We start from the raw sequence: 15,702 nt of genomic DNA, 5'->3' as shown, positions 1-15,702 counted from the left end.
AGGCGCATCGAGCCGCCCCGGCCGTGTCAACCTGCCGCGTGCTAGATGGCCCGACCCCTGCGCGTCAACCCGCTGCCGGGACCGCAATGGAGGGCGAACTGCCCCATGGCTTCGCGTGGCGGCCGGAGCGTCGATGGTGTAGCCTCCTCGAAACCGACGCGAGATGGCCGTGGCATCGCCGATTGATTCCGAGCTTCTCAAGACCTTCGTGACGATCGTCGAGACGCAGAGCTTCACCCGCAGTGGTGAACATCTCCGGCGGACGCAGCCGGCGATCAGCATGCAGATGAAGAGGCTCGAAGAGGCGCTTGGGAAAACGCTCTTCGATCGAGCCAGCCGGGGAATCCGGCTGACGCGCGAAGGCGACATCCTGCTTCATTACGCGCGGCGTATCCTGGCCCTCGATGACGAGGCCCAGGCCCGGATCGCGCAAGCCGGCGCCCAGGGCATCGTGCGCCTCGGGACATCCGACGATTACGCCACGCTATTGCTGCCCGATAGTCTGCGGCGCTTTGCAAGCCTGCACCCGGGAATCCAGATCGAACTCGTCTGCGGAAACGGCGAGGCGATGGAGCGCAAGCTCGGCGAAGGCGTGCTGGACCTCGTTCTCGTCGCTCGCCCTGGCGCAGCCTCCGACCGCGACACGCTCAGAACGGAGGAGCTCGTCTGGATCAGTGGCAGGCAGGAGCTGACGCGGGCTCGCCCCATTCCACTGGCGGTCTTCCCCGAGGGATGCGTGTGCCGCAGCGCCATGGCCGATGCGCTCCATCGCTCCGCTCTCGACTGGCGCGTCGTGTTTGCAAGCGACAACATTGCTGCCATTCACGCCGCCGTTCGATCAGGCATCGCCGTCACCGCGGTCGAGCGCAATCTGGTGCCGAGCGGCGTCCGGATTGCGGAGCGCGGGGATGGCCTTCCCGCGCTGGGACAGATCTGCCTGGTGCTCAAGGCAAATCCGATGAGCACGTCGCCGGCCGTCGCAGCACTTGGCGAGGAAATTCGGCGGGGGCTGGCCGTGGCCGGGCACTTGCCGGCAACGCTGCCCCGTCAGGCATCGCTCGCGGCTGCGGCAGGTGCTGTGGGCCGATCATAGGCGACGACAGCGACCGCGCTCAGGATGATGATCGCGAGGCCGGCACAGGCCAGGAGATCGGGTGCGTCGCCAAACACGATAAAGCCGAGGAGCGCGGCGCCGACGACTTCCGCATAGGTGAAGGGCGCCAATGTGCTGGCATCGGCCCGCTCGAACGCCTTGATGATGAGGAGGTGAGCAACCGCGGCAACGATCCCGATCGCGGCGAGCAGGAACCATTCCAACCAGACGGGCTGCTTCCAGACGGCCGCGACGATGGCGCTGGATGCGATGCAGCCGACAAGGCCGGTCTGATAGACCGAGACGAGAGGGGGGATGCGGTTCTCGACGATCCTGGTGAGGAGCAGGAAGACGGCATAGCCAACGCCCGCCAGCAATCCGACGAGATAGGTCCATTCCCAGGACGTCGCGCTCGGCCGTATCGCAAGGACGATGCCGAGGAAGCCGGCGGCGATCGCGGCCCACTGCACCTGGCTGACCCGTTCCTTGAAAAAGACCATGGCCAGGATCGTCAGCAGGAAGGGGGCGACGAACCACAGGGTGAGGGCCGTCGTCAGGGGCATGAAATGGATCGCCACATAGAACAGCGCGACCGCCAGAAAGAGTGCGGCGCTTCTGGCGGCGTGCCGCCAGGACAGCACGGGTAGCAGGGACCCAGGCCCGTGCCGAACTGAGATATAGGCGCCGGTCGCCAGGCAATGGAAGAAGAAGCGCGCCCAGATCACCTGGATGACCGGCAGCGTCAGTGACATGTATTTCGCGATGGTGTCGGAGATCGGAAGTATCTGGAGCGCGAGAACGAGCAGAACGACCCCGGTCAGCTGTCGTTGATCCATCTCGTCATCCCCGGTTGAGCCAGGAAACTAGGCGCAGAAAAGCGCGCTCAGAAGAAATCCATAATTCGAATGCCAGCATCAATGGAAATGATCGCGGCGACCGGGTGCGTTTCCCGAGGCGACGAGTCCGCTCTGCCGGCGCCGCGAGCCGGTGAAACCGGGACGGCGGAGCACCGGGTGTCGAGTTGACGCAGCCGGACACGGGGCCAGGCATCCCAGAGCGGGCGACCCGCGCCGAAGCGGGATGTCTTGGTGGGCGCAAATGCGCGCCCGGAACTGTCACCGGTCAGCATCACTGTCCCGGTTCCCGTCTTGGCGAGAACGCCAGCGCCCGCGAATGTCCCGGCAAAGACCCCGTTAGTGGCCTGCGCGAACCCGAAACCGGCGCCTGCGTTGATCGTCACATTGCCGCTGAGGCGGTGCGAGGAGGCGCCGGTCAGCGTCAGCGCGCCGGTGCCGCTTGAGCATCGGTACGTCGGCGCGCGCTCACTCAGCCAGCGCTCGCATGACCTTGATCAGGTCGGATTTTCCCTCGAAGCCGATTCCCGGCAGGTCCGGCATGACGATGTGGCCGTCCTCGACACGAACCGAATCCGGGAAGCCGCCATAGGGCTGGAAGAGATCGGGGTAGCTCTCGTTGCCGCCCAGGCCGAGGCCAGCCGCAATGTTCAGCGACATCTGATGCCCGCCATGGGGAATGCAGCGGGACGGCGACCAGCCAAATTGCTGGAGGACATCGAGCGTTCTGAGATATTCGACAAGCCCGTATGACAGGGCGCAGTCGAATTGAAGCCAGTCGCGATCCGGGCGCATGCCACCGTAGCGCAGCAGGTTGCGTGCGTCCTGGTGAGAGAAGAGGTTCTCGCCCGTCGCCATCGGCCCCGGATAGAATTCCGAGAGGGCGGCCTGGAGGGCGTAGTCGAGCGGATCGCCGACTTCCTCGTACCAGAATAGAGGATAGTCCCGCAGCATCCGGGCGTAGGCGATGCCGGTCTCCAGGTCGAAACGGCCATTTGCATCCACCGCCAGCTGGGCTTGCGATCCGATCTCCTTCAGCGCCGCCTCGATGCGCTCGCGGTCCTCGTCGATCGGGGCCCCGCCGATTTTCATCTTGACGACGGTGTAGCCACGATCGAGATAGCCCCGCATCTCCGCCTGGAGCGCCGAGTTGTCCTTTCCTGGATAATAGTAGCCGCCTGCCGCATAGACGAAGACACGCGGATCGGCTTCGCGGCCCTTCTTCTCGGCCAGAAGGCGGAACAGGGGCTTGCCGGCGATCTTCGCGACCGCATCCCAGACCGCCATGTCGAGAGTGCCGACCGCGACGGAGCGCTCGCCATGTCCGCCCGGCTTCTCATTCGACATCATCGCTGCCCAGACGCGCTGGGGATCGAGATTGGTGCCGGCATCATCGAGCAGGCTCTTCGGCTCGGCCTCGAGAATGCGATTGCGGAAGCGCTCTCGGATGAGGCCGCCCTGGCCATAGCGCCCGTTGGAATTGAAGCCGTATCCGACCACGCGTCGGCCGTCGCGCATGACATCGGTCACGACCGCGACAAGGCTCGCTGTCATCTTCGAGAAGTCGATATAGGCGTTGCGGATGGGAGAGGAGATGGGCTTCGTGATCTCGACGACATCGACGATACGCATGGTCAGGTCCTTCCGTTTGGTTCTGGATTTTGTGCTGGTGGAGCGTCAATGCGCCGGAGTCGGCGCGATCCTGGCCCGCTGGCCGGCCGCGGCCGGCATCGGCTGGCCTCCGTGGGGCCGCTCGGCTTGGCTATGCCGATAACGAACGTTCCCGAAGAGGGGCGGCTGGGGACATTCGCTCGCCTGGTGAAGCCTGGGCGATCGGCTGCAAGCTGGTGTCGACCTAGGGCGAGCGCCGTCCGATCCTGCCGGAAGGTCGATCGACGCTGGAAGCAGAATTCGCTGATCCGGTTGATTATTGAAGGGTTTTCCATTCACAAAGGCGCCCCATTCTGCTCCCGCGAGGCACTTGCCTGCCTCTGTTCGGCCGCCGTCGGGCGGAACCTCCGCACCGAGGGGGCCGCGCCGACGGAAACGATCGCAGGTGTCGACGGGAGCGATGGTTAGAACTGGCTTGCGGCAAACGCCAATGCTGTTGCCGGGATTGATCATGCGTTTTAGGCATTACCAATGGAACTGATCTGGCTTGAGGATTACCTGGCGCTGGCTGATGCCTTGAATTTCTCCAGGGCCGCTTCTGCACGGCACGTGACCCAGCCGGCCTTCAGCCGGAGGATCCGCGCGCTTGAGGATTGGATCGGTGCGCCCTTGTTCGTCCGCACCACGCATAGCGTCGTGCTGACACCGGCAGGCAAGCAGTTCCGCAATCAGGCCGAGGTCCTGACACGCGCGTTGCATCAATTGCGGCGCGATACCCTGGAGGTTGCCGGACGTGGCGCCGGTCCGTTGTCGATCGCGGCAACCCATGCGCTTTCCTTCACGTTCTTTCCGAAATGGGTTCGTGGAAATGAGAAGATCCTGGCTCTTGGGACCCTCAACCTGATCTCCGACAGCATGCAGGCCTGCGAGCAGATGATGCTGCGGGGGGATGTGCAGTTCCTGCTTTGCCACCATCACCCCAGCATCGGCAGCCGGATCGAAACCAGCCAGTTCAAGAGCATCGTGGTCGGGGCCGATACGCTCGTGCCACTCAGTGCGCCTGACCAGGATGGGGCGCCACGCTGGCGGCTCGAGCGCACTGTGCCGGTCAGATATCTCGGTTACAGCGAGCAGTCCGGCCTGGGGCGGATCATTGCCGGACTTCGGGGCGCTGCAGATCGGAACTTTGCGCTGGAGACTGTCTTTACATCGCACCTCGCCGCCACGCTGCTCTCGATGACGCGCGCCGGAGACGGTGTCGCATGGCTGCCCCGAACTTTGGCGGAGGAGGATATGTCACTCGGCCGGCTGGTCCAGGCCGGTGATCCGGGCCTGGCCATACCGATTGAGATCCGACTGTTTCGTCCTATGGCTCGTCAGGGACCCATTGCCGAGGCCGTCTGGGCCGCATTCGAGCGGGGTTGAGGTTCAGCCCGCCATCAGGTGGCTGCACAGGATCGAGGTGCCGAGGCCGATGAGGGCGAGACCGCCGATCCGCTCGGCCCAGCGCCCGAATTTGGCGCCGACCAGGTTGCCGGCCATCATGCCCCCTGTCGACATCACGAATGTCGCAAAGCCGATGGCCAGCGCGACGACGAAGATGTTCACGTCCAGGAAGGCGAGCGACACGCCGACCGCCATAGCATCGATGCTGGTGCCGATCGCGGTCGCCATCAGGGCCCAGAGCGAGTTGCCTTGCGCAGCATCATTGCGCTCGGCCGCAGGCTTCATGGAATGCAGCAGCATGCGTCCGCCGACGATGCCGAGCAGAACGAAGGCGATCCAGTGGTCGACGGCCGCGACATACTGGCTTGCGGCAAACCCCGCGGCCCAGCCGATGAGCGGCGTAATGGCCTCGACGATGCCGAAGACCGCACCGGTGCGAAGCGCCTGCGTGAAGCGCGGGCGGCTGGAGGCGGCGCCCCGGCCGATCGAGGCCAGCAGGGCGTCGACGGACATGCCCACGGCGAGCACGGCGATAGAAGCAGGTGACATGGCAGTCTCAAATTGCGGACGGAGGACCAGACGGATCTCGGGCCTTGTCCGCAAGGCCTCTCCGTCACGGTCTCGCTTGGCCGAAATCATCCGGCTGATCGCACCACGCAGTCCTCGCCGCGAGCGTGTTGATGCGATCGCGCGCCGAAGCACGCCGCTACTCCCCGATGCGTCTGCACCTAGTGAATCGCGCTCCTGATGTCAATTCGATAATGATTTCAAATTCTTAGCATTGAGATGCATTTGCATGTAGAAAAATGCCGCGGCCCTGCGGACGCGACGCCGGGCGCGCTCGACGACCTCTGCGTCGAAAGGTTACGGCTGGTGAGATCACGCGGGGAGGGGCACATCCGCCAGTCCGATTTCGTGCCTCTCGACCATCGCGCTTGCGCCAGTCCTGTCCCTGCCGGACGTCAAACACGCGATCTTGAAACGGCAGCAACCGGAATTCCCAAGACAGGATTGGCCCGGTGCGTAGGATCGGCCGCGTGATGCCAATAACACCACAGGGGAGAACGACTGTGCCGCGCCTGACCGCCAAGGATTTTCCGCAGGAACTGCTCGAACTGTACGACTATTACGCGCACGGAAAGATCACCAAGCGCGAGTTTCTCGATCGCGCCGGCAAATTCGCCGTGGGTGGCATGACGGCGGCGTCGATCCTGGCCTCGATGAGCCCCGACTACGCGCTCGCGCAACAGATCTCGTTCACGGACCCCGATATCACCGCCAGTTACATCACCTACCCCTCGCCGAAGGGCCATGGCGATGTCCGCGGCTATCTGGTGCGTCCGGCAAAACTATCCGGCCGCGTCCCCGCGGTGGTCGTCGTGCATGAGAACCGCGGTTTGAACCCCTATATCGAGGATGTCGCGCGCCGGGTCGCGAAGGCAGGCTTCATCGCGCTTGCTCCGGATGGCCTGAGCTCCGTCGGCGGTTATCCCGGCAATGACGAGAAGGGCCGAGAACTGCAGCAGCAGGTCAATCCGGAGAAGCTGATGAATGACTTCTTCGCGGCCATCGAATTCCTGATGAAGAGCGATCAGACCACCGGCAAGGTCGGCATCACCGGCTTCTGCTATGGCGGTGGCGTCGCCAACGCGGCTGCCGTCGCTTATCCCGAACTCGGCGCGGCCGTGCCGTTCTACGGCCGTCAGCCCCGCGCCGAGGACGTGCCGCGGATCAAGGCGCCGCTCCTGATCCATTACGGCGCTCTCGACACCGGCATCAATGCCGGCTGGCCGGCCTATGAGGCGGCTTTGAAGGCGGGCGGGAAGACCTATGAGGCCTATATCTATCCTGGCGCCAATCATGGCTTCCACAACGACTCCACCCCCCGTTATGACGAGGCGGCCGCCAAGCTAGCCTGGGACCGGACCATCGCCTGGTTCAAGCGCTACCTGAGTTGAACGACGAGCCGCGTCATCCCACACGTGCAGGGTGGCGGCGGCCAGACCCCCGGGAATTGGCGATCGAGGGCCAAGGCTTGACTATGGCCCAACGGCGCTCCGCGCTGTGCGGCCATAGGTCGGGAAAGCGCCCAAACGGACAGGGTCGGCGCCGCCGACCCGCAGTTCAGCAGCCATCCCTGATGGTCTGCTCCAGCCGTGCGGCGATGTCGAGGAGATAGCTGTCCTCGTGCCAGCGACCGACAAGCTGTAGCCCGATCGGCAAGCCCTCTGTCGAACGGTCACAGGGAAGCGACAGCGCCGGATGGCCCGTCAGATTGAACGGGAATGTGTAGGGGTACCAGGCTCCGCGAATGGTGCCGGCATCCTGGCCCGCGATCCTGATCGAGCCCAGCGGGGCGAGGCCGACGGGGAGCGCCGGCGCTGACAGCGTCGGCGACGCGATGACGTCGTGCTTCGACAGGATCTCCTGCACTTTGCCGAAGCAGTCGGTCCGCGCGAATTGCGCCTCGCAGAGATCGGTGGCGCTGTAATGGCGCCCAGTCTCGATCGTGGCCAGCAGGGTCGGATCGAACAGCTCCGGCGAACGCTCCGCGCGTGCCCCGAGCCGCGCCAGAAGCAGCGAGCGCAGGAGCACCAGGAAATGCGGCTCCATCGCCACGAGATCGAGTTCGATCGGCTCGATGATCATGCCGAGCGCCTCGGCCCGCTTCATGGCGGCAACCACCGCCGTTTCGACCTCCGGATCGAGCAGGTTGCCGCAGCGCAGCAGGAAGGCGATGCGCGGTCGCTCGCCCTGAGCCAACGACCGGCGCGGCAGGGGGGCGATCTGGCCGTATGGATCGCGCCGATCGGGCCCGACCAGGACATCGAACATCGCTCGCGTGCCGGCCACATCCCGTGCCATCGGCCCGACATAGGAGTTGGCCCCGAAGAGATCGGGCGCCTGCAGGTTCGGAATGGCGCCCAGCGTCGCCTTGAGACCGACCACGCCGCAGCACGCCGCCGGGATGCGGATCGAGCCACCGCCATCTGAGCCCAGGGCAAGCGGCCCGATTCCGGCTGCCACCGCGACGGCCGCGCCGCCGGAAGAGCCGCCGCAGGTGTGGGCGTGGCTATGCGGATTGAGAGTGCGGCCGAAGAACGGTCCTTCAGTGAAGGGCTTGTGGCCGAATTCCGGGGTCGTCGTCTTGCCGATCAGGATCGCGCCGGCCGCGCGCGTCCGGGCTACGGCGACGGCATCTGCCGCCGGGACGGTGTCGGCGAACAGGGCCGAACCCTGCGTCGTGACCACGCCTTCGGTATTGGTCAGGTCCTTGACCGAGAAGGGGATGCCGTGGAGCGCGCCGAGCGGCTCACCACGCATGATCTGCTCTTCCGCGCGCCTTGCCTCGGCCCGGGCGCGATCGGAACAGACCGCCATGAAGGCGTTGAGCTCGGAGCGTTCCTCCAGGCGGGAGAGGGCGGCCTCCACCGCCTCGACCGGCGATACAGTCCTGCTTCTGATCGCAGAGGCGAGGGCGCCGGCAGACAGATCGGCAATGGCGGTCATGGTCGTTTCCTTGTCAGATCATCCAGCGGCCGCCATCGATCAGCAGCGTCTGGCCGGTGACGTAGCGGGCATCCTCGCTGGCAAGGAAGGCGACGCAGCCGGCGACGTCCTCAGGCTCGGCGATGAAGCCGGCAGGCGTGGTCGCCTTGATCCGCTCGATGACCTCCGGTGTGAGGCGGTCATGGGCGCGCGTGCGGATCGCGCCAGGCGCAACCGCGTTGACGGTGACGCGATGCGGCGCCAGCTCGCGGGCAAGGGAGCGCGTGAAGCCGATGATCCCCATCTTGGCCGCCGCATAATCGGCAAGGCCGGCATCGCCGACCAGGGCCGCATCGCTCGACATGTTGATGATGCGACCGCTTCCCCGTTCGCGCATGGCGGGGGCAACGAGCCGCGACATCCGCATCGTGGTGAAGAGCGAGATCTCGAGGACGAAGCGCCAGACTTCCTCCTCGGATTCATGGAACTGCGTCGCGCGCTCGCGTCCGCTCTGGCCGACATTGTTGAAGAGGATGTCGACCGGCCCGAAGGCGGCAATGGTGCGGGCGTGGAACTCGGCCAGGACCGCCGCATCCGTGCAATCGCCGACCAGGGAGAACTGGCGCTGCGGCGGGAACGCGCCGAGGGCTTCGGCGAAGTCGTCCGCCTCGCGATCGATCACCGCGACGCTGGCACCTTCAGCCAGAAAGCGGCGCGCGGTTGCCGCACCGATGCCATGCGCTGCGCCCGTGATGGCGACGGTCTTGCCCAAAAAGCGTTGCGTGATCGCCGTCATCGCTCGCTCCTCAATGAAAGGTCCGGCCGCCATCGACAGCGATGGCGGTGCCGGTGACGTAGGAGGACTCGCCGCTGGTCAGCCACAGGATCGCCGCTGCGATCTCGTCTGGCGAGGCGATGCGCCGAAGGGCATAACGGGCCCGCACGGCGTCATAGGCGGCCTGCGGATCGTCGGCGCCGTCGATGCTCGAACGGAACAGCTCGGTCTCGACTGCGCCGGGACAGATCGTGTTGACGCGGATGCCGAATTCCGCGGCTTCGATCGCCAGCGCCTTGGACGCCATCTGCAGGCCCGCCTTGGAGGCGCAATAGGCCGTCCGATGCTTCAGGGGGGAGAGCCCCGCGCCCGAGGAGACATTGACGATGGTGCCGCCGCCCGCCGCCCGCAGATGCGGGAACGCGGCCTGCATCACCAGCATCGGCCCGGTCAGGTTCACGGCGATGATCCGGTTCCAGTCGGCCAGCGTCATCGCTTCGATCTCGGCCAGCAGGTCGATGCCAGCCGCGTTGACGATGCCGTCGAGCCCCTCCAGCGCATCGGCGCCGGCGGCCACCGCAGCGGCAACCGCGGTCGGATCGACGACATCGGCGCTGACCGCATGGAGCGAGGCTTTGTCGAAGCGGGCGGCCAGCTCGGCCAAAGCCGCCTTGTCGCGATCGAGCGCTACGACACGTGCGCCCTCCGCGATGAAACGGGCAGCGCTGGCGAGGCCGATGCCCTTGGCTGCGCCCGTGATCAGGATCCGCCGGCCGGCAAGGGCGCCGCTCACCGGCGCGCTCCGGCGCGCGCCTGCTCCAGCCCCGGGCGCATATCCTCGACCATCTCGTCGCAGCGGCCGATCCAGACATTGGGATGTTTCAGCGCGTGCTCGATCAGCCCCTCGAGCGCCTTGATCCGCGAGGGCTGGCCGATCATCTCGGGATGCATGCCGACCATCATCATCCGGTCCTCGGCGTAGAGCACGTCGAACTCGCCCTTCCAGGCTTCGAGCAGCGCAGAGGGGGGCTGCATGGTGCGGCCCGGAAGCACGATCGAGTACTGGAAGAAGGGAGCATCATCGAGCACCCAGCGGAAGGGCAGCTCGACGAGCCCGGTTTCCTTGCCCTCGACCTCGTGCAGATAGGGCGAGTCGTCGTCGAAGAAATTCGAGGAGTAGTCGAAGCCATATTCGACCAGCATGGGCATGGTGATCGGGCTGATCTCCGCTGCCGGCGAGCGCCAGCCGCGCGGGGCACGCCCGCTGACCCGCTTGATCGACTGAAAGCCCCGCTCCATCTCCTCGCGCTCCTGCTCCGGCGAAAGGTTCAGGATCCAGGTATGGCTGTAGCTGTGATGCGCGATCTCATGGCCGCGCTTCAGGATCTCCTCCATCAGCCATTCCCGCTGGTCGATGATCAGGCCCGGCACGAAGAAGGTCGCCTTGATGCCGTAGCGGTCGAGCAGGTCGAGCACGCGGCCGGTGCCCACCTTCCAGCCATAGGCGCCCTGGGACATCAGGATGGGACGGTTGGCATAATCCGGGTCACGCCCCGTCCACATCGTCTCGGCATCGAGATCGAAGGTCAGGAACAGCGGGAAGCCCTTGCTGGTCAGCGGCATGATGAAAAACTCGCGTCAGACGAAGCGGTGGAAGCCGGCGCGGCGCTCGGCGATGAGCAGGACGATGCCGGTCGCGACGATGAGGAGGGTCGAGACGGCGGCGACGCTCGGGTCGATCCCCATCTCGACCGATGAGAAGATCAGGACAGGCAGCGTCGTCTGGTTGGCGCCGATCAGGAAGATCGTCACCGGGACATTGTCGAGCGACGTGATAAAGGCGAAGAGCGCGCCGGCAACGAGGCCCGGCCGGATCAGCGGCAATGTGACGAGCCGGAAGGCTTCGAAACCCGTGGCGCCCAGCACCCGCGCCGCCTCCTCGACCGCGAGATCGAGACCGCTCAGGCTGGCCAGCGCCGAGCGCACGATATAGGGCACGGTGATCACGACATGGGCCATCAACAGGCCAATCAGGCTGCCACGCAGGCCGGTCAGGCTGAAATACTGTAGCAGCGCGACGCCGATCACGACCGCGGGCAGGATCAGCGGCGCCATCAGGAACGAGGTGATCGCCTCCGACCCCGGCACTGTCTTGCGGAACAGTGCATAGGCGGCCGCGACACCGAGTACGAGCGAGATCACGGTCGAGCCGCAGGCCAGGATCAGGCTCATCCGGATGGCGGAGAGATAGGTCGGGTCGCTCAGCACCTTGCCGAACCAGGCGAGCGTCAGGCCCTGCGGCGGGATGGTGAGATAGGACGTCGTCGAGAAAGCCGCCAGCATGACGACGATCACCGGCACCTGCAGGAAGACGATGACCGCGAGCGCCGTCGTGGTGACGGCCAGGCCTGGCCGGTCGTCGCTGTCGCTTGCGCTTGTCATGCCATCCCCGCCCAACGCTTGGTCAGCCGGCTCGACAGCCAGATCACGCCGATCGCCATGAAGGTCAGCGCGAAGGACAGCGCCGAGCCGCTTGGCCAGTCGAGAAGCTGCATGAATTCGTCGTAGATCAGCGTCGCCATGACCTTGTAGGTCGGCCCGCCCAGCATGCGCGGCGTCACCAGCGCACTGATCGTCAAGACAAAGACCAGGATCGATCCAGCCAGGATGCCCGGCGCCGACAGCGGCAGCGTCACCGAGGTGAAGACATGAAGCCGGCTCGAGCCCAGCGTTGCCGCCGCCGATTCAACGTCGCGCGGCACGTTGCGGATCGCCGCGACCAGCATCAGCACCATGAAGGGCAGATAGATATGCGTGAGGCCGATCATCAGCCCGGTCAGGTTGAACATCAGCTTGAGCGGCGCGGAGATCAGGCCGAGATCGATCAGCAGATTGTTCACCAGCCCGCGATTGGCCAGAAGCGCGATCCAGCCGAAGGAGCGCACGACGAGGTTCAGCATCATCGGGAAGATAACGAGCAGGATCAGCGGCACGCGCCAGCGTTCCGGGCCCCGCGCGATCAGATAGGCCAGCGGATAGCCCATGACGAGGCAGGCCAGCGTGACGACAAAACCGAGCCCCAGCGTCCGCCAGATCACCTCGCGATAATACTCGTCCGTGACGATGCGGGTGTAGTTCTCCAGCGTCCAGACGCCTTTGGCCAGGCCCGCGCCCGGCACATATTCGGCGAAGCTGGTCGGCAGCATCATCAGCACCGGCACCAGGAAGAACCCCGCCAGCACCAGCGCCAGAGGCGCGATCAGCATCAGGCCGTGCCGGGTCGCGATCACGCCGCGGTCCCTTCGGCGCTCATTGCAAAGACCGATGCGGGATCGATCGCGAGCGCGACCGGGCTCCCGATCGCCAGTTCGGAATCGGGTCCGCTCGACGGCGCCTCCGCCACGAGTTCAACCTGCTCGGCGAGTTTCACGACATATTGCACCCGCGCGCCGCTGAAGGAGCGCAGCGTGATCGTGCCCGCAAGTGCAACGGCTTCCGTGCCGTCGCGATGCAGCCGGATCGCCTCCTGCCGGATCACGATATCGACCTGAGCGCCTTCAGGCTGGGCGATCTGACTGGCGGGCAGCTGAAGTCCGCCGGCGAGGCTCAGTGTTCCTCCTGCCCCATTCCGCGAGGCGACCGAGCCGGCGAGACGGTTCGGCTTGCCGATGAAGCTTGCGACGAAGCCCGTCGCCGGGCGGTGATAGATGTCCTCGGGCGTCGCGAATTGCTGCATCACGCCCTTGGCCATGACGCCGACCCGATCCGACATCGACAGCGCCTCGCCCTGGTCATGCGTGACGAAGAGCGTGGTGATGCCGAGCCCGCGCTGCAGGCGCTTCAGCTCGATCTGCATCTCGTCCCGAAGCTGGGCATCGAGATTGGAGAGCGGCTCGTCGAAAAGGAGCACGCGCGGGTGGGGAGCAAGTGCGCGCGCAATTGCGACGCGCTGCTGCTGGCCGCCCGAAAGCTGGCGGGGATAGCGCTCGCCAAAGGCGGCAAGCCGCACCATCGCGAGCGCTTCCTTGACCCGCTTCTCGAGTTCGGCCCCTGCGACCTTGCGCCGGCGCAGGCCGAAGGCGACGTTCTCGTAGACGGTGAGATGCGGAAACAGCGCATAGGACTGGAAGACAATCCCGAGCCCGCGCTTGTTCGGCGGCAGCGCGGTGACATCGTCGCTGCCGATCAGGATGCGCCCGCGGCTCGGCGTCACCAGCCCCGCAACCATGCGCAGGATCGTCGTCTTGCCGCAGCCCGAGGGGCCGAGCAGCGAAACGAACTCGCCCTCCTTGATCGCCAGCGAGACGTCCTGGACGACGGCGACATCGCCATAGGATTTGCCCAGCCGCTCGAAGGTCAGCGCGCTCATCGGCTGCTCCTGTCTTTCGGAGTTTCAAAGCATCGGCCCGAAAAGTGGATTGCGGTTTTCGGGAAAGCCGATGCAAACACAAAAAGGTTAGATCATCGGGCCGGATGCGCTATCGGGTCCGATGATCCAGGGATCAGCGCGCCACTTCGCGCTGCCAGCGACGCGTCCAGTTGGCCGTGTTCCTGGCGATGACCTCGGGATCGATGAACCAGGCCTTCTCGAGCGTTTCGCCGTTGGGGACGATCTTCTGGACCTTGTCCGAGAGCTTCACCTTGGTGTTGACCGCGCCGATATAGGCGCGCTCGGAGAAGCAGCCCTGGCCATCGGCCGAGAGGATCTGGTCGAGGAATTTATGCGCCAGTTCCGTTTTGGCCGTGCCCTTTGGGATGATCACCGCCGGCAGGATGCCGACCGCACCTTCCTTGGGATAGGCGACGGCAAGCGAGAGCCCCTTGTCGATGGCGACCCCGGCGCGGTCAGGATACCAGGGAGCGATCGCAATCTCCTGCCGCTCGAACAATGAGAGGAGCTGGTCGGCCTGGGTGTAGAGCACGGCCGAGCCCTTCGCGATCGGCTTCATCGCTTCGATCCCTGGGTCGACGTTTTCCAGCGTGCCGCCCTTGATCTTGTTGAGCGCCAACAGGAAATGCAGGCCGGACGTGCCGCTGATATCGCCGATCGCGTATTTGCCGGCATAGGCCGGGTCGGCAAGGTCGAGCCAGGAGGTCGGCGGAGCCTTCACGAGCTTCGGATTGTAGACGAGCGCCGTCGCGCTCACCATGGCGACGACATAGCTGTCGTCCTTGCCCCAGGCCGAGGCGATCACGTCGCCCGCATTGGTCAACTTCTTCCTGTCGATGGTCTCGTTGAGCTTCTCGCCATGCGTCTGTGCGGCCAGCGCGTTGTCGATATAGACGATATCCATATCGGGCTTGCCGGCGGTCGCGCGGATGGACGCGGCGAATTGCGAGGAATTACCGAGCTTCAGCGCGACCGTTGCCCCCGTCGCCTTCTCGAAAGCGGCGATATGGCAGGCTTTGACGTTCTCGGCGAAGGAGCCTCCGAAAGCTCCGACGACCAGTTCCTCGGCATGGGCGGTCATGGAGAGGCCGGCGCTGAGAATGGCGGTGGCCGTCGCGAAGCGGAGCGTGTGGCGCATGGTCTTAGTTTCCCCGTCTGTTGCGCAGCGCCCACCGCTGTCCCGCGGCTTCTCGGCGCGGAGGACGGGTCTCTCCTGTCCTCCGGGGAGGAGCATGGCACGCTCCGATTTGTCTTTCAAGAAAGATAAATAAAAGATATTCTCTTGCCACCGGTGAGGCGTGCCGCGCTTGCGCCGCGGCGCACATCATGGTCGGAAAAGACCTCTGCAGGAGGAATGGCATGCGCAACAACGCCCAGCGACGCATCGAGCCGGATGGGCCGGCCGCGCTCTGGGAGAATGACCGCGTCGGAGCTGGCATGCAGCGCTGGCGTCACGAGTTCCCGGATGTCGATTGCTCCGGCAAGGCGGTGGTCGGCCGTCTGTTGCATCTGCATGAGGTCTTCCTCACCGCGATCAACCGGACATTGGCCAAGCATCGGCTAAAATACCCCGCCTTTGCCGTGCTCGCGACCTTGCGCGTCGAGGGCGCGCCCTACCGGATGTCCCCCAAGGCTCTGCTCGACTCGCTGATCCTGACTTCGGGCGGCTTGTCCAACCTGCTGCGCAAGCTGGAGAAGGCCGGCCATATCCGACGCATGGCTGACGAAACCGACGGGCGCGGCGTTATTGTCGAACTGACCGAACGCGGCCGCGCCATCGTCGAGCCGGCGATGCGCGATCACGCCGAGACCGAACGCCGCCTGGTCGCGATGCTCTCGGCCGCCGATCAGCAGCAGGTCGGGCAAGCGCTAGGGCAGATGATGCTGGGAACCCGCTAACAGGCTGTTGAAAAAGTCTGTAGCGGGGCGGCGTTTGGCGTGATTCACTCGGCTTGAGGAGTTGGCTGGGGGCATTTGATGCGCGGGTCGGATGAGCGCTCTGGATCGCTGTTTTCCTATGTGGATCTGGAGGCTCGGGTCGGAG

The 15,702-nt window shown here is 65.3% G+C and carries 15 protein-coding genes; 4 read left to right on the top strand and 11 right to left on the bottom strand.

Annotated elements, in window-relative coordinates; all coding sequences use genetic code 11:
- Positions 1-169: 169 nt before the first annotated feature.
- Positions 170-1,093, top strand: coding sequence for a LysR substrate-binding domain-containing protein (locus tag AB4118_RS03180; RefSeq protein ID WP_441488365.1), 924 nt, complete (start codon positions 170-172; stop codon positions 1,091-1,093).
- Here the strand turns inward: AB4118_RS03180 and AB4118_RS03175 are convergent.
- Both AB4118_RS03175 and AB4118_RS03170 read right to left on the bottom strand, forming a co-directional pair.
- A complete protein-coding gene (locus tag AB4118_RS03175; protein ID WP_441488364.1) occupies positions 1,048-1,929 on the bottom strand; it encodes a DMT family transporter in 882 nt (293 codons plus the stop codon). The genes AB4118_RS03180 and AB4118_RS03175 overlap by 46 nt on opposite strands.
- A gap of 486 nt (positions 1,930-2,415) precedes the next feature.
- Positions 2,416-3,585 carry a mandelate racemase/muconate lactonizing enzyme family protein gene (locus AB4118_RS03170; protein WP_441488827.1) on the bottom strand — a complete coding sequence of 390 codons (1,170 nt, stop codon included), beginning with the start codon at positions 3,583-3,585 and terminating at the stop codon, positions 2,416-2,418.
- Between the two features lie 504 nt (positions 3,586-4,089).
- On the opposite strand from AB4118_RS03170, the gene AB4118_RS03165 reads away from it, so the two are divergent.
- Positions 4,090-4,983: a LysR family transcriptional regulator gene (locus AB4118_RS03165; protein WP_441488363.1), complete on the top strand. Its 894-nt coding sequence runs from the start codon at positions 4,090-4,092 to the stop codon at positions 4,981-4,983.
- A gap of 3 nt (positions 4,984-4,986) precedes the next feature.
- Here AB4118_RS03165 and AB4118_RS03160 read toward each other — a convergent pair whose 3' ends face one another.
- Complete coding sequence (locus AB4118_RS03160; RefSeq protein WP_441488362.1) at positions 4,987-5,553, bottom strand: manganese efflux pump MntP; 567 nt, start codon at positions 5,551-5,553, stop codon at positions 4,987-4,989.
- 521 nt (positions 5,554-6,074) lie between these two features.
- Between AB4118_RS03160 and yghX the strand changes: the two genes are divergently transcribed.
- Positions 6,075-6,962: a YghX family hydrolase gene (gene yghX / locus AB4118_RS03155; protein ID WP_441488361.1), complete on the top strand. Its 888-nt coding sequence runs from the start codon at positions 6,075-6,077 to the stop codon at positions 6,960-6,962.
- Between the two features lie 166 nt (positions 6,963-7,128).
- Here yghX and AB4118_RS03150 read toward each other — a convergent pair whose 3' ends face one another.
- The 8 genes from AB4118_RS03150 to AB4118_RS03115 form a co-directional block, all read right to left on the bottom strand.
- On the bottom strand, positions 7,129-8,514 hold the full coding sequence (locus AB4118_RS03150; protein ID WP_441488360.1) for an amidase: 1,386 nt from the start codon (positions 8,512-8,514) through the stop codon (positions 7,129-7,131).
- A 13-nt stretch (positions 8,515-8,527) separates the two neighbouring features.
- Positions 8,528-9,289, bottom strand: a complete 762-nt coding sequence (locus AB4118_RS03145; RefSeq protein WP_441488359.1) for an SDR family NAD(P)-dependent oxidoreductase — start codon at positions 9,287-9,289, stop codon at positions 8,528-8,530.
- Between the two features lie 10 nt (positions 9,290-9,299).
- The gene (locus AB4118_RS03140; protein ID WP_441488358.1) at positions 9,300-10,061 is read right to left on the bottom strand and encodes an SDR family NAD(P)-dependent oxidoreductase; all 762 of its coding nucleotides are present in this window, start codon (positions 10,059-10,061) and stop codon (positions 9,300-9,302) included.
- Positions 10,058-10,891 carry a polysaccharide deacetylase family protein gene (locus tag AB4118_RS03135; RefSeq protein WP_441488357.1) on the bottom strand — a complete coding sequence of 278 codons (834 nt, stop codon included), beginning with the start codon at positions 10,889-10,891 and terminating at the stop codon, positions 10,058-10,060. Before AB4118_RS03135 ends, AB4118_RS03140 begins: the two co-directional genes overlap by 4 nt.
- Before the next feature lie 15 nt (positions 10,892-10,906).
- Complete coding sequence (locus tag AB4118_RS03130) at positions 10,907-11,710, bottom strand: ABC transporter permease (RefSeq protein WP_441488356.1); 804 nt, start codon at positions 11,708-11,710, stop codon at positions 10,907-10,909.
- Positions 11,707-12,558, bottom strand: a complete 852-nt coding sequence (locus AB4118_RS03125) for an ABC transporter permease (RefSeq protein WP_441488355.1) — start codon at positions 12,556-12,558, stop codon at positions 11,707-11,709. Before AB4118_RS03125 ends, AB4118_RS03130 begins: the two co-directional genes overlap by 4 nt.
- Positions 12,555-13,637, bottom strand: coding sequence for an ABC transporter ATP-binding protein (locus tag AB4118_RS03120; protein ID WP_441488354.1), 1,083 nt, complete (start codon positions 13,635-13,637; stop codon positions 12,555-12,557). Before AB4118_RS03120 ends, AB4118_RS03125 begins: the two co-directional genes overlap by 4 nt.
- A gap of 133 nt (positions 13,638-13,770) precedes the next feature.
- Entirely contained in the window at positions 13,771-14,796 is a 1,026-nt protein-coding gene (locus AB4118_RS03115) for an ABC transporter substrate-binding protein (protein ID WP_441488353.1), read from the bottom strand.
- A 221-nt stretch (positions 14,797-15,017) separates the two neighbouring features.
- Here AB4118_RS03115 and AB4118_RS03110 point away from each other — a divergent pair, with 221 nt between their 5' ends.
- Positions 15,018-15,557, top strand: coding sequence for a MarR family winged helix-turn-helix transcriptional regulator (locus tag AB4118_RS03110; RefSeq protein ID WP_441488352.1), 540 nt, complete (start codon positions 15,018-15,020; stop codon positions 15,555-15,557).
- Positions 15,558-15,702: the final 145 nt, after the last annotated feature.

This window comes from Allobosea sp. 2RAB26, from assembly GCF_052115465.1.
Taxonomy (GTDB): domain Bacteria; phylum Pseudomonadota; class Alphaproteobacteria; order Rhizobiales; family Beijerinckiaceae; genus Allobosea.
Note: the sequence above shows the minus strand (reverse complement) of the source record. Positions and strands in the feature narration are given on the sequence as shown.

Bases quoted from the DNA above. Each gene is read 5' to 3' on its own strand.
- AB4118_RS03175 (WP_441488364.1), bottom strand. From the start codon at position 1,929: ATGGATCAACGACAGCTGACCGGGGTCGTTCTGCTCGTTCTCGCGCTC.
- AB4118_RS03165 (WP_441488363.1), top strand. From the start codon at position 4,090: ATGGAACTGATCTGGCTTGAGGATTACCTGGCGCTGGCTGATGCCTTG.
- AB4118_RS03160 (WP_441488362.1), bottom strand. From the start codon at position 5,553: ATGTCACCTGCTTCTATCGCCGTGCTCGCCGTGGGCATGTCCGTCGAC.
- AB4118_RS03150 (WP_441488360.1), bottom strand. From the start codon at position 8,514: ATGACCGCCATTGCCGATCTGTCTGCCGGCGCCCTCGCCTCTGCGATC.
- AB4118_RS03145 (WP_441488359.1), bottom strand. From the start codon at position 9,289: ATGACGGCGATCACGCAACGCTTTTTGGGCAAGACCGTCGCCATCACG.
- AB4118_RS03135 (WP_441488357.1), bottom strand. From the start codon at position 10,891: ATGCCGCTGACCAGCAAGGGCTTCCCGCTGTTCCTGACCTTCGATCTC.
- AB4118_RS03130 (WP_441488356.1), bottom strand. From the start codon at position 11,710: ATGACAAGCGCAAGCGACAGCGACGACCGGCCAGGCCTGGCCGTCACC.
- AB4118_RS03120 (WP_441488354.1), bottom strand. From the start codon at position 13,637: ATGAGCGCGCTGACCTTCGAGCGGCTGGGCAAATCCTATGGCGATGTC.
- AB4118_RS03115 (WP_441488353.1), bottom strand. From the start codon at position 14,796: ATGCGCCACACGCTCCGCTTCGCGACGGCCACCGCCATTCTCAGCGCC.
- AB4118_RS03110 (WP_441488352.1), top strand. From the start codon at position 15,018: ATGCGCAACAACGCCCAGCGACGCATCGAGCCGGATGGGCCGGCCGCG.